The 22,663-nt window shown below is 41.7% G+C and carries 19 protein-coding genes; 6 read left to right on the top strand and 13 right to left on the bottom strand.

Annotated features, from left to right (window positions below; all coding sequences use genetic code 11):
* Positions 1-24 precede the first annotated feature (24 nt).
* Positions 25-1,140 carry a TlpA disulfide reductase family protein gene (locus FG28_RS17410; RefSeq protein ID WP_036385170.1) on the bottom strand — a complete coding sequence of 372 codons (1,116 nt, stop codon included), beginning with the start codon at positions 1,138-1,140 and terminating at the stop codon, positions 25-27.
* Between the two features lie 98 nt (positions 1,141-1,238).
* Positions 1,239-1,739 carry a hypothetical protein gene (locus FG28_RS17405; RefSeq protein ID WP_036385168.1) on the bottom strand — a complete coding sequence of 167 codons (501 nt, stop codon included), beginning with the start codon at positions 1,737-1,739 and terminating at the stop codon, positions 1,239-1,241.
* Between the two features lie 89 nt (positions 1,740-1,828).
* On the opposite strand from FG28_RS17405, the gene FG28_RS17400 reads away from it, so the two are divergent.
* Positions 1,829-4,744 (top strand): FAD-binding and (Fe-S)-binding domain-containing protein, encoded by a 2,916-nt coding sequence (locus tag FG28_RS17400; RefSeq protein ID WP_036385166.1) that lies wholly within the window; start codon positions 1,829-1,831, stop codon positions 4,742-4,744.
* On the opposite strand, the gene FG28_RS17395 is transcribed toward FG28_RS17400, so the two are convergent.
* Positions 4,715-5,671, bottom strand: coding sequence for a UDP-2,3-diacylglucosamine diphosphatase (locus tag FG28_RS17395; RefSeq protein ID WP_036385164.1), 957 nt, complete (start codon positions 5,669-5,671; stop codon positions 4,715-4,717). The genes FG28_RS17400 and FG28_RS17395 overlap by 30 nt on opposite strands.
* A 195-nt stretch (positions 5,672-5,866) precedes the next feature.
* On the opposite strand from FG28_RS17395, the gene aroC reads away from it, so the two are divergent.
* Both aroC and FG28_RS17385 read left to right on the top strand, forming a co-directional pair.
* Positions 5,867-6,931 (top strand): chorismate synthase, encoded by a 1,065-nt coding sequence (gene aroC, locus FG28_RS17390; protein ID WP_036385162.1) that lies wholly within the window; start codon positions 5,867-5,869, stop codon positions 6,929-6,931.
* A gap of 54 nt (positions 6,932-6,985) precedes the next feature.
* Entirely contained in the window at positions 6,986-8,311 is a 1,326-nt protein-coding gene (locus tag FG28_RS17385) for a dicarboxylate/amino acid:cation symporter (RefSeq protein ID WP_036385160.1), read from the top strand.
* Positions 8,312-8,318: 7 nt separating this feature from the next.
* Here FG28_RS17385 and FG28_RS17380 read toward each other — a convergent pair whose 3' ends face one another.
* Positions 8,319-8,729, bottom strand: coding sequence for a hypothetical protein (locus FG28_RS17380; protein ID WP_036385158.1), 411 nt, complete (start codon positions 8,727-8,729; stop codon positions 8,319-8,321).
* Between the two features lie 50 nt (positions 8,730-8,779).
* Positions 8,780-9,187, bottom strand: coding sequence for a thiol-disulfide oxidoreductase DCC family protein (locus FG28_RS17375; RefSeq protein WP_036385156.1), 408 nt, complete (start codon positions 9,185-9,187; stop codon positions 8,780-8,782).
* Between the two features lie 365 nt (positions 9,188-9,552).
* Between FG28_RS17375 and FG28_RS17370 the strand changes: the two genes are divergently transcribed.
* From FG28_RS17370 to FG28_RS17360, 3 genes are all read left to right on the top strand, one after another.
* Complete coding sequence (locus FG28_RS17370) at positions 9,553-11,202, top strand: aryl-sulfate sulfotransferase (protein ID WP_051947455.1); 1,650 nt, start codon at positions 9,553-9,555, stop codon at positions 11,200-11,202.
* A gap of 29 nt (positions 11,203-11,231) precedes the next feature.
* Positions 11,232-11,912 (top strand): sulfotransferase family protein, encoded by a 681-nt coding sequence (locus FG28_RS17365; protein ID WP_036385154.1) that lies wholly within the window; start codon positions 11,232-11,234, stop codon positions 11,910-11,912.
* Between the two features lie 65 nt (positions 11,913-11,977).
* Positions 11,978-13,153, top strand: coding sequence for an MFS transporter (locus tag FG28_RS17360; protein WP_036385152.1), 1,176 nt, complete (start codon positions 11,978-11,980; stop codon positions 13,151-13,153).
* 406 nt (positions 13,154-13,559) lie between these two features.
* Here FG28_RS17360 and FG28_RS17355 read toward each other — a convergent pair whose 3' ends face one another.
* The 8 genes from FG28_RS17355 to FG28_RS17320 form a co-directional block, all read right to left on the bottom strand.
* Positions 13,560-13,958, bottom strand: coding sequence for a hypothetical protein (locus FG28_RS17355; protein ID WP_036385150.1), 399 nt, complete (start codon positions 13,956-13,958; stop codon positions 13,560-13,562).
* 171 nt (positions 13,959-14,129) lie between these two features.
* A complete protein-coding gene (locus tag FG28_RS17350) occupies positions 14,130-15,515 on the bottom strand; it encodes a hypothetical protein (RefSeq protein ID WP_036385148.1) in 1,386 nt (461 codons plus the stop codon).
* A 113-nt stretch (positions 15,516-15,628) separates the two neighbouring features.
* On the bottom strand, positions 15,629-16,081 hold the full coding sequence (locus FG28_RS20295; protein WP_197062628.1) for a DUF4440 domain-containing protein: 453 nt from the start codon (positions 16,079-16,081) through the stop codon (positions 15,629-15,631).
* 91 nt (positions 16,082-16,172) lie between these two features.
* Entirely contained in the window at positions 16,173-17,849 is a 1,677-nt protein-coding gene (locus FG28_RS17340) for a hypothetical protein (protein WP_036385145.1), read from the bottom strand.
* Positions 17,850-17,924: 75 nt separating this feature from the next.
* Entirely contained in the window at positions 17,925-18,656 is a 732-nt protein-coding gene (locus FG28_RS20290; protein WP_051947452.1) for a DUF6090 family protein, read from the bottom strand.
* A 161-nt stretch (positions 18,657-18,817) separates the two neighbouring features.
* Positions 18,818-19,600 (bottom strand): DUF6090 family protein, encoded by a 783-nt coding sequence (locus FG28_RS17330; RefSeq protein WP_036385142.1) that lies wholly within the window; start codon positions 19,598-19,600, stop codon positions 18,818-18,820.
* A complete protein-coding gene (locus FG28_RS20285; RefSeq protein ID WP_051947451.1) occupies positions 19,597-20,643 on the bottom strand; it encodes a DUF6090 family protein in 1,047 nt (348 codons plus the stop codon). Before FG28_RS20285 ends, FG28_RS17330 begins: the two co-directional genes overlap by 4 nt.
* Positions 20,644-20,947: 304 nt before the next feature.
* Complete coding sequence (locus FG28_RS17320; protein WP_156102320.1) at positions 20,948-22,564, bottom strand: hypothetical protein; 1,617 nt, start codon at positions 22,562-22,564, stop codon at positions 20,948-20,950.
* Between the last annotated feature and the right edge of the window lie 99 nt (positions 22,565-22,663).

The following is a 22,663-nucleotide window of genomic DNA, read 5'->3' as shown; positions in this document are numbered from 1 at the left end:
ATCTAAATTTGAATTTATTTCTTCTTAATTGAGAAGTTCTGCCACTTTTTCTTCCAAAGCGGATCCACGCAAGTCCCTTGCCACTATAACACCGTTTTCATCCAAGAGAAAAGCTGCAGGTATGGCATCAACATTATACAATTCTGCAATAGGGTCCTGAAAGCGCTTTAGGTTGGAGATATGGTTCCAAGCCAATCCGTCGGCCTCAATGGCCCCTTTCCAATCCTCTGCGCGAGTATCCAAGGAAACCCCAAGTACGTTAAATCCCTTGTCCTTGTATTTGTTGTAAACAGAAACTATGTTGGGATTTTCCATACGGCATGGTCGGCACCAAGCAGCCCAAAAGTCGACCAAGGTGAGTTTGCCTTTTTGGGTTACCTCGCTCAAGGCCAAGGTCTCACCACTGGGAGTAGGGGCCGAAAAATCTGGTGCCACCGCACCAATTTCCGTAGATTTCATGTTATCCAAGCGCTCCTTTAGTTCCATGGCGGGCTTGGTGGCCTTCATTTCAGGGGAAAGACCTTCAAACAATGCTTTAATTTCATCTTGAGGGATGGCTTTGCTCATCATAAGATTGCCAATGATCAATACAGAAATCATGGCATCGGGATGGTTCTTGGCAAAATCAACATTAAAGTTTTTGGCTTCCTCTTGAAATTCAATAAACTCTTCCCGCAATGCATTCACCGTTGCCGTGTCTCTTTGTTGAGCGGCAGCCCTCATATCATTTTGCATGGACATGGCGCGCTCGGAAAGTACTCTTGACTCATCCAAGAATTCCATAAAAAAATCGTTTTGAGGTGTTCCCTTGAGCTTGGCATAGTTCATACTATCCTTCTGGAACTCGATATCTATCTCACCATTTTCAAGAATGAAAGGGATATTCCCTCTATTGGATTCCATAAAAATGTAATGCAGTTTGGGTTCTGCTTGAGACCCTTTGAAACTAAAAACCCCATTTTCAATGGTGGTGGTATCAATATCTACCAATTGGTTAATGGAATCTGTAGTTTTTAGGTATATCAAAGTACCATTGTCCATTTCGCCATCAACCGTACCATTTAATGTATATCCATCAGATTTAGAACCACATGATGCCAAGAATACAACCCCCAGCACAATTGCAAATACTTTTTTCATTTCATGTTATTTAAGCTGCTAAGGTATTCATAACTTATTGCATAAAAAAACCCTTGACCTAATGAAAGGCCAAGGGTGGATCTTTATAAGCTTGTTTTTTAGAATTGATATCGTATTCCTAAGGCAATATCAAAGTCAAAATCATTGTCAAATCCGTCATAGCCCACCAGTCCAATTTCGGGTCTAAAATCCAAGGAAAGGAGTAGGGGAATATCAAAGTTGTATTCCACACCAATATCCCCGGCAGCAAAGACGAAGAGACCGTCATAATCATCATCAATGACTGGGTCGGGGTGGTCAAAATCAACGCTTCCCAATCCACCACCTACGCCATAGAACCAATTAAAGTTGCCATCCAACTGGTGCACCCATTGGTAAATGCCAGTAAGTTTAAAGGCATCAAAATACCTGCTATCCCGCCAGCCAAGGTCAAATTCAGCTCGGTTATACCTCCCTATGGATTTCTGATAGGAAATTTCGGCCCCAAACCCATCACTGTCGCCCAAACGGAGACCAAGAGCATGTTCTGAAATCTCCTGCGCACTAACGGAGGCTGTTGCAAACAAAAAAAGCGCAGCAAATAATGTGGTAATCTTCATAAGTTTACTCGTTAAGTTAAAAATTAGAGATAGTTTTGTACATCTTCTAGAGCATATAAACTTTTTTTGAAGGTAAAAATTATTCCACATTGAATAAAAATTTGTTAAAAGCCCTTTCTGAAGAACTGCAGGGAGAACTATTGATTGATGACCTTAGTAGAGCCCTGTATGCCACTGATGCTTCAGTGTACCGCAAGACACCTTTGGCCGTGGCTTATCCCAAAAACGGTGATGATCTTAAGGCATTGATTCGCTTTGCCAATACCAACACAGTAGGACTTATTCCCAGAACGGCAGGGACCTCTTTGGCCGGACAGTGCGTTGGCGATGGTATTGTGGTGGATGTATCTAGGCATTTCACCCAAATTTTGGAATTGGACAAAGAAAAAAAGCAGATAAAAGTGCAACCCGGTGTTGTACGGGATGAGTTGAATCAATATTTAAAACCGTTCGGTCTTTTTTTCGGTCCCAACACCTCAACATCCAACCGATGTATGATAGGGGGTATGGTGGGTAACAATTCCTCGGGAACGACTTCAATTCAATATGGGGTTACGCGGGATAAGGTACTTGCCATGAAATGTGTGCTTTCCGATGGCAGCGAAGCAACTTTTTCGGCCATTTCCAAAGCAACTTACGATTCCAAAAAACAGGAAGCCACCTTGGAAGGTAGTATTTATGCATCCTTGGAAGAAGAGCTTTCAAACCAAGAAAATCAAAAGAACATACTTGCCGAATTTCCAAAACCCAGCATACACCGAAGGAATACGGGCTATGCGGTGGACGAACTTTTAAAGAACAATCTTTTCGGAAACGATGAAGAGGATTTTAACCTCTGCAAATTACTGTCTGGTAGCGAAGGCACTTTGGCGTTTACCACTGAAATCACCCTGCAATTGGATGATTTGCCGCCACCGTTATCTGCTATGGTGGCCACGCATTACAAAACCTTGGAAGATTGTTTGAGCGATGTGGCACCCGTTATGCAACATAACCTGCATACTTGCGAGATGATGGACAAGGTGATTTTGGACTGCACCAAAAATAACAGGGCACAGTTGGCCAATCGTTTTTTTGTTGACGGGGATCCCGCTGGAATTTTAATGTTGGAATTGAAAGCCTACACCGGAGAGGACCTTCAAAAGCAGTTACAGGCCTTGCTAAAGACCATCGAGAAGTCTGGATTGAGTTATGCCAATCCCATTTTAATGGGAGATGATATCAATAAGGCCATTGAATTGCGTAAGGCAGGACTGGGTCTTTTGGGTAATATGGTAGGTGACCGAAAGGCGGTGGCCTGTATTGAGGATACCGCCGTTGCGTTGGAGGATTTAAAGGATTTTATCGGGGAGTTTTCCCAAATCATGAAGGGATATGACCAGCAAGCGGTGTATTATGCCCACGCTGGAGCAGGGGAACTGCATTTGCGTCCTATCCTTAACCTTAAAAAGTCTGAAGATGTGGTCTTGTTCCGTTCGATCACTACGGATGTGGCCAAGCTTACCAAAAAATACAAAGGAAGTTTCAGTGGAGAGCATGGCGATGGAATTGTTCGTGCCGAATTCATCCCATTAATGATTGGCGAAGCCAATTACGAGTTGTTGAAACGGGTGAAAAAGGCTTTCGACCCCAACAACATATTCAACCCCGGGAAGATAGTGGATGCGTTTCCTATGGATGAATCGTTGCGCTATGAAGTAGATCGGGAAGAACCCAAAGTGAAAACCTTGATGGATTTCTCGGACAGTGAAGGCATTTTAAAAGCCGCTGAAAAATGTAATGGAAGTGGAGATTGTAGAAAGAGTCATACGATGTCTGGCGGCATGTGCCCCAGCTACCATGCCACAAAGAATGAGAAAGATACCACTCGTGGTAGAGCCAATGCATTGCGGGAGTTTTTGACCCAATCGGAAAAGCCGAATCGGTTTGACCAGAAGGAACTCAAGGAAGTCTTTGACCTATGTTTGAGCTGCAAGGCATGCGCCAGTGAATGTCCCAGTAATGTGGACGTGGCTACCTTAAAAGCGGAATTTCTCTATCAATATCAGGAATCCAATGGATATCCGTTACGTAGTAAACTATTTGCCCACAATACCAAACTGAATGCGTTGGGAAGCAAAATTTCAGGGTTGACCAATGCGGTTTACGGTTCCAAGACCTTGAGCGGAATGTTGAAAAAGACTGCTGGTGTAGCTTCGGAGCGAAGTTTCCCCAAAGTGTATAACTTCAACTTTGAAAAGCATTTGGAAAAATTCAAGCTGAAGAACACTGACCTTTCCAAAAAGAAAGTGGTGCTGTATCTGGATGAGTTCACCAAATACTTGGATGTTGAGGTTGGAAAAGACGCTATTGAGCTCCTGAGCAAGTTGGGCTATGATGTGGAACTGTTTTATGCTGAAAGCGGAAGGACCTATCTCTCCAAAGGATTTTTAAAACAAGCAAAAAAATTGGTGGCCAAGAACATGTCCAAATTAGCACCGTATTTGGACAAAAATGTTCCTATTGTAGGGTTGGAGCCTTCAGCTATACTTTCATTCCGGGATGAGTATCAGCGCCTTCATGATAATACACAACTTCTTTCGAAATTAGCTTCCCAATCTTTTTTAATTGAGGAATTTTTGGCTCGTGAGATTTCTGAAGGTCATATTACCCCCGGGAGTTTTACCGAAGAGGAACGTACCGTAAAAGTGCATAACCACTGCCACCAAAAGGCATTGAGCAATCAAAAGGTAACCTTTGATGTATTGAATCTCCCCAAAAATTACAAAGTCACCATAATTGCGTCAGGTTGTTGTGGTATGGCGGGTTCCTTTGGGTATGAGAAGGAACATTATGAAACCAGTATGAAGGTGGGAAGTTTAAAATTGTTCCCGGCGGTGAAGAAAACTGATGAGCAAACATTGATTGCTTCCAATGGAACAAGTTGTAGGCATCAAATAAAGGATGGCACGGAGAGGGATGCCCTGCACCCGGTATCAATCTTGCGCAAAGCCTTGATTGTCTAATTTCGCTTTGTTTTGCTTTTGATCATTGGTATTTTCTTTTGATGAAGATTCGTCGTTGAAATTTTCATTAGGTAAGTCCTCATCATTGATTTCCTCCATATCTACTTCCTTGTCGGTTATGGAAGCGATCAGTTCGTTTATGTCCATCTCCTTAAGGTCTTCATCCACAAAGAATGGGGATAACCTATCATGGTTGTAATGGTAGATTCTCCAACGTTTGAACGAATATTCCAAAGCGGTCAAATTTTCTACCCAATCGCCAGAATTGAGATAGATACAACTCCCATTTTTATTCTCATAGCGCTCCTTTTTGGGTTGATGGATGTGCCCACAGATTACATAATCATACTCATTTTCAATGGCGAGTTCTGCCGCGGTCTTTTCAAAGTTATTGATGTACTTTACCGCACTTTTTACGCTGTTTTTGATACGTTTTGACAAAGAATATTTTTCGCGGCCCAACTTCACCAACCACCAATTCACAAAGCTATTGATCAAAATCAAGAGGTCGTATCCGTATCCGCCAAGTTTGGCCAGCCATTTGGCATTTTGGATGGAAACGTCAAAAACATCACCATGAAAAATCCATGCTTTCTTACCATCCAAATTCAGGACTAGCTTGTTCGCTATTTTAAAATTTCCCATTGAAGTATCACTGAACTTACGAAGCATTTCATCATGATTTCCAGTGATATAGTAAACTTCCGTTCCTTTTGAGGCCATCCCGATGAGCTTTCTCAACACTTTTAAGTGAGATGGAGGAAAATACCGTTTGCTAAACTGCCAAATATCAATGATATCCCCATTTAAAATGAGCTTTTTCGGCTGTATGCTGTTCAGGTAAGCAATGAGTTCATCTGCATGACAGCCATAGGTTCCAAGATGGACATCTGATATAACCGCCAGTTCTATCTTCCTTTTTTTCAAATGTATAGGGTTTAAATGCAAAATAACGGCGTAGGAATAAACTGAAAATCAAATTCAAATCAATAATTTATGAGGATATGGTTAACAAAACATCAAGGCTAAGAATCCTATGTTACATTAAGATTAACTGCTGGAGTTGCTTTTTAATTAGGGTTAGAACATCTACCTTTGGGCAACCACAAATTTTTATACCGGATGGCTGGAAATTCTTTTGGGCAACTTTTTAGGTTGACCACCTTTGGTGAATCACATGGAAAAGCCATTGGTGGCGTATTGGATGGTTGCCCTGCAGGGGTGGAATTGGATATCGAAAAAATCCAATTGGAATTAAACCGAAGAAAACCAGGTCAATCGTCCATCGTAACACAGCGAAAAGAACCCGACACGGTTGAAATCTACTCCGGTTTGTTTGACGGAAAAACCACTGGAACACCCATCGGTTTTGCTATCCACAATACCAATCAAAAATCAAAGGATTACTCCCATATCAAGGATTCGTACAGGCCCTCCCATGCGGATTATGTGTATGATAAGAAATATGGTTTTCGCGATTATCGCGGAGGGGGGCGCAGCTCAGCCCGCGAAACGGCCAGCAGGGTGGTGGCCGGTGCAATTGCCAAACAGTTTTTGAGTGACATTCAAATCAATGCCTTTGTCTCTCAGGTTGGAGAACTGAAAATGGAAAAATCGTATCAGGAATTGGACTTTTCATTGATTGAATCGAACCCTGTGCGCTGCCCCGATCCTAAAATGGCCCAGAAAATGGAGGAGTACATCAAATCCATCAAAAAAGAGGGCGATACCATAGGCGGGGTCATTACTTGTGTTGTTCAAAATGTACCTATCGGTTTGGGCGAACCTGTTTTTGATAAGCTCCACGCTACACTAGGTGCTGCCATGCTCTCCATCAATGCGGTAAAAGGATTTGAATATGGTAGTGGATTCGAAGGGATTAAAATGAAGGGTAGTGAGCACAATGATGCCTTTAACCCAGATGGTACCACCAAAACCAACCGAAGTGGGGGAGTGCAAGGCGGTATCAGTAATGGCATGGACATCTATTTTAATGTGGCCTTCAAGCCTGTGGCCACCATATTGCAGTCCTACGAAACTATAAATAAAGAAGGAGAGCCAGTGACCACCCAAGGCAAGGGAAGGCACGACCCTTGTGTGGTACCCAGAGCGGTGCCCATTGTGGAGGCCATGGCAGCATTGGTCTTGGCGGACTTTACCCTGTTGGCCCGCACCAATAAAATTTGACCGCATTAGGGCGTTTCCCGCCAAAATACTATCTTACTTTCCTAAAAACTACTCATGCGTAAACTTGAACTGCACTGGCAGATTCTTATCGGGATGCTTTTGGGTATCCTATTTGGATTTGCAATGACCCAGGTAACTTGGGGGATAGATTTTGTTTCAGATTGGATCCAGCCTTTAGGAACCATTTTTGTAAAACTGCTCAAACTGATAGCCATTCCGCTTATTTTGGCATCATTGGTCAAGGGAGTTTCTGACTTAAAGGATATTTCAAAATTCAAAAGCATTGGTTTGCGAACTATTGGCACTTATATCGTCACCACGGTGGTGGCCATCACCATTGGTCTTCTTTTGGTGAACGTACTTCAACCCGGTAATGGCATTTCGGAAGAAACAGTGACCAAACTTACGGATACCTATGCTGGAGATGCTGGGGTTACCTCTAAGTTGGAAGAAGCCTCTCGGCAAAAGGAAAGCGGCCCCCTGCAATTTTTGATTGACATGGTCCCAGACAATGCTTTTTCGGCTATGAGCGATAACGGATTAATGCTCCAAGTGATATTTTTTGCCATCATGTTGGCCATTTCCATGCTCTTGATCGGGGAGAAAAAGGCAAAACCCTTAAAAGATTTTTTCGATGCCCTTAACGATGTGGTCCTTAAAATGGTGGATTTGATCATGCTCACGGCACCTTACGCTGTATTTGCGCTTTTGGCAGGAGTGGTAGTATCCTCAAGCGACCCTGACCTGCTACTGGCGCTCTTGAAATATGCAGGAGTGGTGGTCTTGGGGCTCCTTTTAATGATTGTCTTTTACACAATCATTGTATCGGCCTATACCAAGAAGAACCCGTTTTGGTTTTTAAAGGAAATCAGTCCGGCGCAGTTATTGGCCTTTTCCACCAGCTCCAGTGCGGCCACCTTGCCTGTGACTATGGAGCGTGTGGAGGAACATATTGGTGTGGATAAGGAAGTGTCCAGTTTTGTGTTGCCCGTGGGAGCGACCATCAACATGGATGGAACAAGTCTGTATCAAGGGGTAGCAGCTGTTTTTATTTCGCAAGCTCTTGGGTTTGATCTCACTTTTTCTGGGCAGTTGACCATTATTTTAACGGCATTGTTGGCTTCCATTGGTTCTGCGGCAGTTCCTGGTGCGGGAATGGTGATGTTGGTCATCGTTTTGGAATCCATTGGTTTCCCTGCGGATAAATTGGCCATTGGCTTGGCCTTGATTTTTGCGGTGGACCGACCCTTGGACATGTGCCGAACTGTGGTTAACGTTACGGGTGATGCCACTGTTTCCATGATTGTAGCCAAATCGGTTGGAAAATTGGGAGAACCCCATGTAGAGGAGTGGGATGACCATTTGGATGAGCTCAAATAATATTGGGTTAAGGCACAAGAATTATCTGAAAACCATCCGCTCCAGTACCCGTTGAGGTTTTATTTTGATCCAAGAGCACCTGTCCGTTGGATAGAACAATACCAAACTGCCCTTGACCATTAATTTCCAAAAATTGTTCGCCTTCAACGGTTAAGATTGAGTATGCATAATTTCCTGAAGGCAATCCATCGTAGATAACATTGGCCTCATTGTTGTTTTCAACGCTCAAAGTGGCGTTTTCTGCACTAAAGGTCCAGATAATGACCCCAGCCTCATAATCATCATCGATGCCCGATAACCCACCGCTGATGTTCTGTACGTTCCAAGTTCCGGTAAGTATGTCTTCTTTGGGCGCGTCATCATTGGTGCAGTTGGATAAGAAAATACCAAATGCGAATATGATAAAGAGATGTTTCATCTTCAGTTTTGGATAAGATGGCTGATTGACGTTAACGTTGCGTAGTTACCTTATCCTAAAAACTTGGCCTTTAGCTCCGGAGTGGGAATCATACAGGATTCCTGTTTGCCAAACCATTTGTAGCGGTTTCGAGCCACAAAGTCGTAAATAGCATTACGGATGGAGGTGGGGATCCAGGTGAAAATCCCCATCAACTTCCAAAGACCGCCCAGGTCTTGCGCAATCTCAAGTGCAGCATCTGATTTGGTGTAGTAGGCCACTCCCGGTTCTATGAGAACTATGGAATCTACCTGACTGGTATCAATGTTGCGTTCTGCCACCAACTTTTCCCCAATTGTACTTTGTAGGGCGGCGTAACGGAACAGGTCTTTTTTGTCCCGTTTGATTACAAACTGGACCGAACTATTGCATAGATTGCATACACCATCGAAAAGAATAATTTTCTTGCCCTCTTCCATACTACAAAGATACGCAGGTTTGGAACGAAAGGCTAGGGGCCTTACACAAATTGCATGAATCTTCACGAAGATTGTGGGGCTGTCATTTCGAACCGAACTAAGGGAGCGAGTGAGATCTTAAACTTTTAAGTGGTTTCCACTGGGTTTAAAACCCTCAAAAAACAACTTGTCACTAAAAGATCCATACCTAGAATAATTTTCTAATATTATTCTGACTTACAATAATATAAGCCCTATTCCTACACTACCAGAAAAGTTTGATATTCTACCTTTTCATTTGATGAATTTTACATTTTTTTAACATATATTAGTAAGGTTACTGCTACCGAATCTTCTGTTAACCAATTTCATAAAACCAATACAACATGAATTACAGATTATTCTTTGCAGCCATTTTTTCGGTCTTTATTACATTTCAATCCTGTAAGACCGAACCCGAACACCAACCCGCTGAAACCACTTCCGAAATTCGGCAATGGAAACCTGATGATACTCGAAGTATAACCGGCGTAACTGAAGAGAGGGGATTGATCCTTAACTCTGAAAAGGCCACTCCAGGTTATGTTCTATTCCAGCCTTCAAGCAGTACGGAAACCTTCATTATTAATAAGCAAGGCGAAGTGGTGCATAAATGGACTGGAGAATTAAATTGTATGCAATCCTACCTTCAGGATAACGGAAACCTTATCCGGCTTGATCGTGATATTGATTTCCCAACCTTCGCGGCTGGTGGACAGGCAGGACGTATCCGAGAGTATGATTGGGATGGAAATCTGCTTTGGGATTATGAATATGCCACAGAAACTGAACTGATTCATCATGATATTGAAATACTGCCCAATGGAAATATTCTAGCCATAAGCTATGAGGTAATATCGCCAGAGGAAGCGGCTGCAGCTGGTAGGGACCCAGAGCACACCGCTAAGGCGGGCATTTGGCCAGATAAAATTATTGAGATTAAACCTCAGAGACCGAAAGGTGGAGAGGTGGTATGGGAATGGCGGATGTGGGACCACATTGTTCAAGACCGCGATTCCACTAAGCCTAACTACGGAATAGTTGCTGAACATCCCCGAAAAATTAATGTGAATGCCGGTGGGGGCGAGGGAGGCCCACCAATGACCGAAGAGCAGATAGAGCAAATGAAGAAAATGGGATTTACAACCTCCAACGCTACCGTGGACAATCAAAATTCTGATATCACCCACGTTAACGCCGTGGCGTATAATGCAGAGTTAGATCAAATTGTCTTTAGCTCTCCCCACTTACATGAAGTTTATATTATTGATCATAGCATCAGCACTGAAGAAGCCAAAGGTGAAGCGGGAGACCTCCTGTACCGATGGGGCAATCCCCAAAATTATGGTCGAGGTACCGAAGAAGATCAAGTTCTTTATGGACAACATGATGTAAAGTGGATTCCAAAAGGATATCCAGGTGCTGGAAACTTAATTGTCTTTAATAATGATATTCCTGAACCGGGGAACAAGCTGCCTTCGGTATGGGCAGCAATTATGCAAGCCCAATCTCCTGACCCCCAAGTAAAAATTGAGGATCTAGGGAATTATAGTGCCGTTTTTGAATTTTCACCTCCGAAGGACAATAGCGGTTCCTATGAAATCAAAGAAAATGCCCCATTCGGTCCAAAGGAACCTCAGTGGGATTATATGGCACCTGATAAATACTCATTTTACTCCGCCTTTATTTCAGGGGCACAACGTTTAAAAAATGGGAATACGCTAATCGCTTCGGGTGCAAAAGGACGTTTTTTTGAGGTAACACCCGATAAGGAAATTGTATGGGAATACTGGAATCCGTATGTGCATCATTACGTATTGCCCGATGGTTCAGCCTCCCAACCTACAGGGCCATTTATTTATGGCCAGTTTAGGGCCACCCAGTTTATGCCAGATTTTCCCGGTTTTGAAGGGAAGGATTTAAAACCGATTCAGCCTCAACCCGAAACATTCGAGTTTAAGATGCCACCACCACCTGAAAATGCCAACGCTCAATAAATAACACCAACTAACTAAACCAAAAAACTATGTCTATTAAAATAATAGGAGCGGGTTTTCCCCGTACGGGAACAACAACGCTAAAACGTTCACTGGAAATTCTATACTGTGATAGGGTTTATCACATGAAGGAATTATTGGTTAACCCGGTTCAACTTAAATACTGGAAAGAGCTCTCTGAAACGGGAACAACCCAATGGGACGAGCTATACAATGGCTTTGACGGTACGGTTGATTTCCCAGGGTATCCTTGGTACAAAGAACACATGAAACAATATCCAGATGCCAAAGTGATACTTACCGTGAGGGATTTTGATGCGTGGTACAAAAGCGTGGACAGTACAGTCTACAGAGCCGGCCCGCAGACACCTGGGGAAAAGATAAAGATGTTGTTCAAATTAGTGACTACTCCCCGCATTAAGAAAGTAGTGGACTGTATTAAATTTTTCAAGAAAACATTTTTCGTGGGAGAAATGAGTGGACAGTTTGAAGATAAGGAACATGCCAAAATGGTGTGGGATAAACATATTGAAAGTGTTAAGGACCATGTGCCAAACGATAAACTTTTGGTTTATGATGTTCGTGATGGATGGGCCCCCTTATGCAAATTTCTCGGGGTTGAAGAACCTGCTGAACCACTGCCACATCTCAACAAAAAAGAAAATTTTAAGGAGATGCTTCCTAAATTGATGAAAGGTCAGATGGCTTAATCCAGAATGCCAAATAATTGAATGCCCAAGGTATTACCGCGGGCATTTTTTCTAAATGTGGAACAATGAACACACAAAGCTGGCAGGTTAAGACCGCTCTACTATTGGTTAGTAGCCTCACCATAATGTCCATGATTACGGTATCCGCCTCCTTGCCGGATATGACAAAATCTTTTCAGGATCTGCCCAATGGTACCGACTTAGTAAAGCTTTCTCTTTCTTTCCCTGGAATTTTTATCGCTATAAGTGCAATCCTTGCAGGCCTTTTTATTGATAGATTTGGTAGGTTGAAGTTGTTGGGCGCCTCCATGGTGCTCTATGCTATTGGTGGAACTGCCGGTTATTGGTCGGACAATCTTTATGTTATTTTGGCCGGAAGGGCGCTGTTGGGTACCTGCGTGGGCGTCAGTATGACCATCGTCACTACCTTGGTCGCCGATTACTATGAAGGCCAGCTTAGGCAAAAATTTGCCGGACTTCAAATAGCGGTGATGTCCATTGCGGGAATCGTATTTATCACCTTAGGGGGAATATTGGCCGATATTAATTGGAAAATACCCTTTCTGCTCTATCTCTATTCAATTTTGATACTACCAACCGTATACCTTTTTCTGAAGGAGCCAAAAATCACAAAAACAGTTCATGAAAGTCCCACCAAGATTAAGTCGCCCTCGATAATCTGGATGGTCTTCATCAATGTGATGATCATGTGGATTCTTTTTTTCATTATCCCAGTACAGATTCCATTTTACCTTAAATCCATAGGAATTGAAAGTAACACCCTTATAGGCATCGCCATCGCATCCAGTACATTTTTCTCGGCAATTTCTGCATTTTCCTATTCCAAAATAAAGGATAGGTTCAGTTTTAATCAGGTCTTTGGCGCAGGATATGTGTTGATGGCCCTGGCTTATTTGAGTATATCCTATGGAGATTCCTATTCCGCAGTGCTGTTGGGAACCATTTTAGCGGGTTTAGGCTTAGGTTTAATGATTCCGAATGCCAATGTTTGGGTCATGCAATTGGCGCCGCCGGAAATTAGGGGAAGGGAAATCGGGAGACTAACAACCTTCTGGTTTACGGGGCAATTCTTATCTCCCATTGTGTTATTGCCATTTTTGGACTTTTTTACTCAAAATGAATTGTTCTTTACCCTGGCCTTGATATCTTTTACCCTTGGAATGCTATTTTTTATCAGCCAGTTTCGGAGTGCTGGAAAAGTAGGTGCTTTAAAAAAGTGAATTAAATGGATATGGACATTGCTCAACTGACCGTCACTGTGTTCCTTATGTAGCAATGACCCTTGGGGTCATAGCTGTCATTTCGAGTGAGTCCGGATAACTATCGGGACGAGGAGAAATCTCTTTTAAACAATCATTGTCACACGGGATTCGTACCGCCAATGGCTCATACGATCCAATCCTGTGGAGGCAGGTTTTTTACGTTGGACACAAATTGCAAGAATCATCACGAATGTTGGAGGGTGTCATTTCGAACCGACCGAAGGGAGCGTGAGAAATCTAGATTTCTCAATCGGCGTTGCACGCCTCATGTCATAATGATAAAGAAAGTACTGCAAGTGGGCCACAAGATACAATCTGGAGGGAGCGGGGGTGTGCTTCGCATTAGGTAAACCATTTCGTTTTTTCATTCATGCTTAGTTCTGAGCTTTACTCCAAGAACTACCAAGATGAACCCAACAAGGTAATAGGGCACGTGTGCCGGTGCATAGAATTGCCGTATAATTAATATCTGAATCGTTAACCAACCGATCAACAAGAGTCCGCAGAGTACGGTAAGGTTTGCGAACAGTTTACTTTTCCGTATCCCGAGTATCCCAACAACTACATTGAACAATCCATTTACCAAGAACAAAATAGCACCCGGAATCAGGAAGTTGGTAAAAGGGGAGTTTTCTAAAAACGCAATCGGCATTTGTAAAGACTTTCCTGATGGATCATACAGTAAACTTCCGCCTCCAAACAATGCAGATATGCCGTTAAAAAATAACAGTATAATGGCCGTTATACGAGTTGATTTTTTCATTTAATGGAGCTATCAGTGTTCACCTATATTGCAATTGACCTAATTTCACCTATTTCTGGGATAAAAGCAAGTGGGATGCAAGGGACAATCTTGTGGGAGAGGGGGCTACAAACCTTGAAAATTACCATATTGCCTGCCATTACTTTTACAAAATGTTACATAACGTTTAATTTATTTCGGTGCTTTTTGCCATGTATTCCATATCGCACTTAAATCCACACCTGTGGTCTGAGACATTATCGACTCAATCTCATTGTATGTAAAGGCTCTTTGATTTTTATTAGACCAATTAAGCAGTCCAAGCATAGCATCCTTAAAGGATTTTTCCCCGTTGGTTTGTTTTTGAATATGCTCATCTAAATCATAAGCCATTAAAGCTCCTCTTGAAAAAAGGTTTTTCCCTATTCTGAAATCAGAGGCATATTGAGTTGAACCCAGAAGAGATAATTCCTTTAAGGTTTTGGTTTTAATAAAATCCGGAGCAGTGGCCATGTTGGACTTCCACCAGTTTACTATTTCCTCGTTATTAAGGATATTAGCGTATGAAACATACCATATAAACCCTTCATTTAACCAGATGGTTTCTACAAGTGGTGCCACTTGCCATGCAAATGGGCGATAACCTTCCCCCCAGGATCTTAACGGCATCCATGAATGCCCCATATGATGTAAGATGGTTCCTAAATCTCTATTGGGATGATATTCCTGGGAAATATCCCTGTGTGCCGTCATGCTATTTAGGTGTTCCATATTAAAACCATAGTCATGCCTTTCCGAAATTGGTTTTAGAAACTCATAAACCAGGGTGTAATGTGGCATGGGAACGTATCCAAAGTAATCGGCAAGTTTCTGCAGCGAAGATAAGCCTGTGTCCCCAATGCCTTCCAAAGCAACGGTGGTCTCAGTATAGGCTGCTACGAATAAAGGAATTTGCGCTTCTTCAACTCGAATCACCTGAACGCCGGTACCTAAGAGATATTGAGCATCGACCAGTTCGGCATAATTTTCGACCTCATAACTATCCGCTCCGTATTTTCGATGAGTATCGGGCCTTAAGGTGCTGAAAATAGGCCATGTTGGGTCGGTATTGATAGTTAAATTGATGGCCTCTGTTTCCATTCCTTCAATACATCCAAATACGGAATAGCCAAACAGTCCCAGATAGTCTTTTCTGGCTTTGGAACTCATAGCGGCATCCAATAAATCATTTTCCATTTTTTGGATATCGACCGTATAACTCACTTTATTCAGAAGGTCATTACTTTCTCCAAACATAAAGAAGCTGCCGTCCCCGATCATACCAGTCAACTGCTTAGCTGTAGTGGTATAGCCCACAACATCGTCCACATAGGCCATGTAGTTGGTAAGACTATAAGTTCCCGGGGCACTTCTTGGAATCACTAAATAGGCATCACTGGCCGGTAGCGCATCAAAAGTGATTTGAACCGTTACTTTATTTAAATCGGCTTGCTTGTTGAGCAAATACGTGATCTTTTGCTGTGCGTTTACACTTGTGATAGTTATGATAAATGAAAGTAGAACTATAATTCTTCCCATGTTGATAATGTTATGTAACGGCCTCGGCTATCAGTGGTTGTTTTATTAAAAGTAGGGAATTTAGTTTAGGAGAGGAGGGAGTAATGGATTATACAAGGTTAGTGCATAACACTTTAATTTTCTCTCAGGGTCACAAAAAGCTGTGATTTAATTCTCCATTTTCCAGATGCTTTGGTCCACATTGCTGAATAATTCCCGTTGACTATGGAATCTTCACCTTTTTCTGGGTCATATCCATTCCAAACCCCAGTTTCCCAAGCCAAACCTCTTTTTGTATTGATTATAATGTCTTTTGTATCACGTATCCAATACATTTTACTTTTTCCACCCTCTAAAATATATTGTTCCAATTCCGCTTTCCCACATAAGAGCGTTCCATTTCCCGTAGTAGTCAATGCATCATCTGTTAAATAAGATAGCACCTCTTTAGTATCATAAGACTTCAGTGCTGAATTGGAAGCATTTCTAATGGATACTATTTGCTCTTTATCGGTTTGGGAAAATAATTCTGATGTGAAAAACAGCATACATAGCACTGCAAAAAGGATATGTTGAGTTTTTTTCATTGGGTATCTGTGTTTGTAATTGCTGCATGATTTCGTTTTTCAGACATTATGCCCAGCGGTCTCGGAAATTGCATTGCGATAGCTAGCGATTTTAATCCGTTATAATTTTTAAATGGTCATTGGAGCCCGTCATTTGCCAATGGCCCAACGAAATAGGGATGTTGCCAATGCTGTTCAACGTATCAAAAAAGTCCTTTGGGGCAAAGGGTTCACCCTCTAGTTCTTGGATTCGGGCATAATCGGCCAAGGCGGCTTCCAATAAATATTTACCGGTAATATAGCTAGAGCCATACCCAGGTTGGCGCAAATAGAGGTGTTGCTCAAAAATGAGCAGTTCTTTTTCGGTCTTCATCCAACCACGCGGGGTGTATTCGCTGTGGATACCTCCGGCTTCTTCCATGGTCATTTCATTGGCGTGGGCATATAGCGAGCCCAAACCTCTGGCCGCACGCTGCGCGATCATGATGTATACGATCTCTTTGGTTCTTGGGCTATCGTTGTACAGCCCTGCCTGCATAAACATTTCTTCCACGGCCGTGGCAGTACCTTCGTTTCTGGAATCCCAAATGTTATACAACAACGGGCCTTTCCTGATTTCACTTTTGTGGGGTTCCAAATCCATGCGCGCCAGTTCAAACCAATGGTAAAAATGGGAGTAGAGGGGTCTGGCATCGTAATGCTCCCCGATGGCGAAGAAATTACGTTTTTCCTTGGGAATAAATTCCCCCAAATGCTCGCGAAGGGCAGGGTCAAAATACGGTTTTACGGTAACGATGTCCTGTTGCTCCAAAAAATTCATCAAGCTTTTAGCGGATGTATCGGCCATTTTATCATAGGCCTCTGGGGAGTCCGCATCCACCAGTTCTGGCAGGTTTCTGTTGTTGTGCTCCACCAATTTTAATGAGGTCCATGCGCGGGCAAGTTCCCGTTTTAGGATCATCACTTCATCTTCCCAAGTCAACGGCACCAAGCGTACATTTTGCATATACCAGGTGTAATTGTCCTTGCCAATGCCCGAAGGGCCGGTTTTTGATTCGGATTCGGTCTCCAACCAACTCACAAGATCGTTGGTGGCGTCTATGGCCTCATCGATAACGGCAACCAGTTCGGCATCGTTTGTAATGGCATCGTTTTCTTTTAATTCGGTGAGCACTACACTCTGGTTTTTGATGTCCCGGATACCTGTGATCCATAACTCCCTTGCATTTCCTGTCAAGTTTTTCTTGGCTTGGGTGTAGAAGGGTGCAATTACCTTTAGGTCGGACAATAGCCTGGACCGCTCTTCGGTGGATAAAGGAAAGTCGTAAGTCCACAATTCTGTTGTCCCATGATTGGTGGGTCCCTCGTGGGCGGGCACATCGCTTTTATATTCCCAAACCACTTTGTAATAAGCGGGATCGCGCACCCAAGGTTGTAAAACGCGCTGGTTGAAGTCGTAGCCGTTCATTTCGGCCCAAACGATCATCCAATCCACCTGGTTCTCCACGGACCAATTGGTGGTGTCGATGGTCTGTAGTTTAGACTGCAATTCTTTGAATGTAGGCCAACGTTTCTCAAAGGTTTCCGCGGTATAATCGGGAGCGCCATTCAAAAGCGGAGGATTTTCGAACGTTCTCCATTCTTTGAACAAGGCCACTAGGTCTTGATAATCGTTGGAGGTAAAATTTTGAGTTGTGGTCAGGTTGTCTGTCGAACTTTCTTTTGTATTGGTGTTACAGCTGAGCAAAAGCACAAATAAAAAAGCCAGAATAATGTTGGTTGTTTTCAAGGAGGATGGTTTTTTAGTTGGTGTAAGTTAAATGATTTATCAAAATAGGGCATGGGGTAAAAGGAGCTAAAGACGTTAATCCTCTTGTAATTGGTTCAACAGCTCCGTTGAGTTTACCTTTGCATTTTCAATGGAACCCAATTGAAAGTTGTAATATTCCATAAAACCGGCTATATAATTATTTTGCATACGAAACTGTGGTGAATCAAGGTTGTTTGCCCAGCCTTTTACTTCGGAATGTTCTTTGGTCGAAAAGCCGTTACTGTACAAGGCATCAATATGTTTTTCCAACTCATTGAATTTTGTTATTTGGAAATCGTTGATTTTTAATTGCGTCTGGATTCTTTGGTCTTGTTTGTTTTTATATTCAAGAATTGCATTTTTTAAAGCGGGCGAAAACAACTTTAAATTTCCTGTGGTAAACAAATCCTGTACCGTATATGTTTTGGTATTGAAATCACTTAGGGTAAGTTGTGCACTGTTTATTTTATCATGTAAAAGTTCAATGTCCAATTCGTCCTGCTCGTAATAATCAACATAATCTTGAATTGATTTTTTACGCGCTTTAATTAGGCTGTCCAACCTATTTATTTCCTCAATATCTGCTTGTAGTTCGGAAATAATATTCTTTTTGTATAAATCCACCATGTCGCTGGATTTACTGCGTTCGTTTGCATTATTGATTTGGAGCGCAATCAAAATCCCAATGACCACAAGCACAATCTCGCCAACAGCATAGAGCAGGTATTTACTGAACTTATTTTCTGACAGTAATTTTTGGCGAATTTTTCTAAAGAATTTAATCATGGGTCAGTGATTGGCTGTAATGAAGCATAACGGTCTCTTGTATAATTAGTTGCGGACTTTTCCAGCGGAAAATGTCCACCCGATTTTAAAGGCAATTGATTGCAGGAATTTCCATGTGGAAATTCCACCCCCAATTAATTATTCACTGTGTTGTGCTTTCGTTATTTCTTTTTATTTAGTTCTTCTTCTATCATCTTTATTGTTGTAGTCACAAAGTCTCTAATGTTAAGTTCATTTATAACAACATAGTCATGATTATGTTTATGATGCCAAACTTGATTCTCAAATTGCATTAAATCTTCTGTTGATAAGTTCATCTTGAATGGTGACTTTTCTTTATAGGTAACCAAATAATTATTCTTATCAAACTCCAATTTTTTTGTGAGTTCCCCGTTTGATAGAGGAAATCGTTTCATTAAAAACGGCATCAAGTTCATTGTATAATTGTCTGATCTGAAAAGAACATCTTCTTCGTCATCAGCTAGAATTTTTAGCCAGTTACCTAGGTGATTTCGAATCTCATCATTTTCTAATATGCTTAATTTACCTGAATTTACAATTTCTTCCGTTACTCCAATTCTAGCATCGAATGAATTAAAATCACCTATGTTTACGAGTAAGGAGTCAACAATTTCCGGTACTTTGCTTATAGAGTCCAGTCTAATGAGTTTTGTTAATTCCAGGCAAGATTGAGCGACTTTTTTATTAATTTTTATTGATCGGTCAAGTTCTCTTAAGTTATATCGAAACTCATCATTTATCGAGATCAGTATTTCTATCTCCTGTTTGTTTTCAATCCGTTGTTGATTCCAGTTGTTAATTTGAAGTGCCAATAAAATTCCAATGACCACAAGCACAATTTCTCCAACGGCATAGAGCAGGTATTTACTGAACTTATTTTCCGACAGTAGTTTTTGGCGAATTTTTCTAAAGAATTTGATCATTGGGCTACAGGAATAAATTCATAATTCTTTTCAGAGAGATTGACTACAAGTCGAAATTTTCCCTTTTCCGTCGGGATATTGGGGCCAAACCATTCCAGCTCTCCTTTTGGAAAAGTGGCTCCTCCCCAGTTTACATTCCAGCTTTTGTTTTCCCTGATTTTAATGCCCGCTCCATTCAAGTCAACAAGGGCTTCCCAAATCGCATTCTTTTCGTCCACCTGACTCAAAAAAACATCATTGCTCCAGTTTTTATAGGATGTACCATCTCCAACGATTCCAATATTTTCATAGAGCAACCTAACATCTGGATACAGATTTTGTATTTGCGCCATGGAATTGGTTGCCATTTCAGCCAATTGCGCAAATACATTTTTTTCAAAGTCTTTTTGTTGGGCAAGTTGAATCAAACCAGTTTTAATTTCTTGTGTTTGGAGTAGCATTTTTGCCTTCTCCCAATCTTTTTTCTTGAAGTATCCGGGGTCATTCAACGTTCCCATCAAGAGCGAATACCCAAAATTAACGGCAGGGACCGGCAAACCTTCCTTGATCAAAATTGTTGAAATGGTCTTTTCACTTGTAGTGATATCCGAAGAAGACTGGGACAGATAATTGGTCAGATTTCGCGCCAGTAAGTTTTCGCTTTTATCCTTTGGGTTGACAACCATATTTTGAATAGGAAAGGCTATGGATGAAGTAAAGGTCTCAGGTTCAGACTCCATATAAAAAAGAAGCCCTGGAATTTGCTCAATGTTTAGGGAATCGGAATAATTGTAGAGGCTGTCTGCATACCTTTGTTGCAAATTCAACCCCTTAATATTGGAACGTAATTCCTGTTTTTCCAATTCCAGCACATTGTAGATCTGCTCAATAGTGGCTTGATAGTTTTCTTTTCGTTTCCGTTCCTCATTCCAATTGTTGATTTGAAGCGCAATCAAAATCCCAATGACCACAAGCACGATCTCGCCCACAGCATATTTGAGGTATTTGCCCGCTTTTCCTTCGGAAAGTAGGTTTTGGCGGATTTTTCTAAAGAATTTCAGCATGGGGTCAGTGGTTGGTCATCCTAAATGTAAAAAGGTTTTCTGAGTTCACCTATTTCTGGCTGAAAAACAAGTAGTTGACATTATACGATCTTGGGTAGCGGATGGTACGACACGCCTGCCTGCCGCAGGCAGGAATTGCACAAATCTTCACGAATTATAGAGGGTGTCATTTCGAACCGACTGGAAGGAGTGTGAGAAATCTAGATTTCTCAATCGTCGTTGCCTCCTCATGTCGAAATGACAAAGAAAAATACCGCAACTAGGTCACAAAATACATTCTTTCGGGAATGGGGACACTTCAATTTTACAAAGGAATTCTCAATGATAGTTCATTTCCTTTTCGCCCTTGTTCAAATTCGTTTCTAAAAAGACTTTGTTCATAGCTGGGTTTTTCTGAAAAGGATTCCAGGGTGATCGTCAAATCCCCTGTAGTACTCATAGCACTTTGTTCTACATTGGGAAATTTTGGATTCTGCAATATTGGTTCAGGAATCTCAATCAGCGAGAAAGGAATCTGTATTTCATTTTGTTTGGGCATAAAATAGGTCCACCTAAAAGATTCCTCAAGTACAAAGTTATTTGGGTCGCTTTGGGTTTCAATAGCGATTAAATCAAAGTCGCCCGTCGCGGTTACTTCATTGCCAATTAAGGAAGCATCCCAAGCGGGAACAACGATATCTTCAATACCAATGGTGGAAGAGATTAACGTTTTGCCATTATCTGCGAGGTTTAGTCCTGCTGTAAAACGTATTCCATCAAACCCACTTATTTGAGGAATACTTATATTGGAAACATTGTTTGATGTTCCGTTCACGTCAAAAGGTGTAGTCAGCAAAAAACTAAAATCATCGTATGGGCTGTCGTTATTTTCTTTAATTCCATCCAAGCGTACGGTTGAACCTCTGGATACCGTTTCCGGAATTTGAATAGCTATAAAATTTTCAGGTTTTTTTAAGTCTGCATACGAAATAGATTGATTCTCCAATGCTGCAATTTCAAAATATTCCAAATCCACCAACTCGTTGAGATGTTCAAAAGTTCCATTGGTGATCACAACGTCTTGGGCCGATTCACTTCTATATCCAAAAGCCAATGAAAAATCAAAATCAGTACCATTTGGAGTAATGGTTGCGCTACTAATAACTCCATATCTACTGCCAAAACCTACAAATTCCGATGCATCGGGTTCAAAAGGTATTCCTGTAATTGAAAAATCAAAAGAAGCATTAAAACCCACACCAGAGTCAAACGCCGCCGCATTATTTGCTGTTCGTTGGCCAGCATTTTCTTGAAAAGGAAAAAAATCGGTGCCGGGGACAATATTGGAAAATGAAGTGGCCACAAAAGCTGGACCAATGGCAGAACTGAGCATGTACGATGTTAGGATAATGGGTTGCACCGTAAAATTATCCGGCGCATAAATTTTTACGGTATCCCATCTATTTACGGCATCAGTATAGCCGAGCAGTTCGCCGTCCATAGTATTGACGGCATAGAAAACTTCCACAAATTCGGGATTTGTCCTTGATACATTATCAGCTATTTTGACCAACAATTTTGATAGTTCAAAAGTCCTATTTACTTCAGTTTGATTGTTATTTTCATCTTCAGCTCTTATGGTCAACGTTGTAGCGCCAGTAGGAAACGAAAATGGGTCAATTTCGTACGTAAATTGTTTTTGGGTCGTTTCCAAAACTTGGTCGTTATTGATGGACACCTTTGTGGTAACGGATGGGGAACTGTCAGTAATATTGATGCTAACCGCAGTAAGCTCTTCCAAGGAACCATTAATGCCGGTAATGTTTATACTGGGGGGCACTTCGTCGATTTCATCGATGTCACCGGAACTTGACTCGCTTTCACAGCCAAAAATTACCATGGAAAGAAAGAGAACAGCAACTATTTTTTGTGTATTCATCATAAGAATGGGGTATGGTTTGAATCTACCTTAAAAAATTTTAAGGTAATGAAGTTCTACGGTATGGTCTAAAATTTCCACTCAAAATAACCAGAAAATCGA

Source organism: Muricauda sp. MAR_2010_75 (assembly GCF_000745185.1).
GTDB lineage: Bacteria > Bacteroidota > Bacteroidia > Flavobacteriales > Flavobacteriaceae > Flagellimonas.
Note: the sequence above shows the minus strand (reverse complement) of the source record. Positions and strands in the feature narration are given on the sequence as shown.

Bases quoted from the DNA above. Each gene is read 5' to 3' on its own strand.
- FG28_RS17410 (WP_036385170.1), bottom strand. From the start codon at position 1,140: ATGAAAAAAGTATTTGCAATTGTGCTGGGGGTTGTATTCTTGGCATCA.
- FG28_RS17405 (WP_036385168.1), bottom strand. From the start codon at position 1,739: ATGAAGATTACCACATTATTTGCTGCGCTTTTTTTGTTTGCAACAGCC.
- aroC (WP_036385162.1), top strand. From the start codon at position 5,867: ATGGCTGGAAATTCTTTTGGGCAACTTTTTAGGTTGACCACCTTTGGT.
- FG28_RS17385 (WP_036385160.1), top strand. From the start codon at position 6,986: ATGCGTAAACTTGAACTGCACTGGCAGATTCTTATCGGGATGCTTTTG.
- FG28_RS17380 (WP_036385158.1), bottom strand. From the start codon at position 8,729: ATGAAACATCTCTTTATCATATTCGCATTTGGTATTTTCTTATCCAAC.
- FG28_RS17375 (WP_036385156.1), bottom strand. From the start codon at position 9,187: ATGGAAGAGGGCAAGAAAATTATTCTTTTCGATGGTGTATGCAATCTA.
- FG28_RS17370 (WP_051947455.1), top strand. From the start codon at position 9,553: ATGAATTACAGATTATTCTTTGCAGCCATTTTTTCGGTCTTTATTACA.
- FG28_RS17365 (WP_036385154.1), top strand. From the start codon at position 11,232: ATGTCTATTAAAATAATAGGAGCGGGTTTTCCCCGTACGGGAACAACA.
- FG28_RS17360 (WP_036385152.1), top strand. From the start codon at position 11,978: ATGAACACACAAAGCTGGCAGGTTAAGACCGCTCTACTATTGGTTAGT.
- FG28_RS17355 (WP_036385150.1), bottom strand. From the start codon at position 13,958: ATGAAAAAATCAACTCGTATAACGGCCATTATACTGTTATTTTTTAAC.
- FG28_RS17350 (WP_036385148.1), bottom strand. From the start codon at position 15,515: ATGGGAAGAATTATAGTTCTACTTTCATTTATCATAACTATCACAAGT.
- FG28_RS20295 (WP_197062628.1), bottom strand. From the start codon at position 16,081: ATGAAAAAAACTCAACATATCCTTTTTGCAGTGCTATGTATGCTGTTT.
- FG28_RS20290 (WP_051947452.1), bottom strand. From the start codon at position 18,656: ATGATTAAATTCTTTAGAAAAATTCGCCAAAAATTACTGTCAGAAAAT.
- FG28_RS17330 (WP_036385142.1), bottom strand. From the start codon at position 19,600: ATGATCAAATTCTTTAGAAAAATTCGCCAAAAACTACTGTCGGAAAAT.
- FG28_RS20285 (WP_051947451.1), bottom strand. From the start codon at position 20,643: ATGCTGAAATTCTTTAGAAAAATCCGCCAAAACCTACTTTCCGAAGGA.
- FG28_RS17320 (WP_156102320.1), bottom strand. From the start codon at position 22,564: ATGATGAATACACAAAAAATAGTTGCTGTTCTCTTTCTTTCCATGGTA.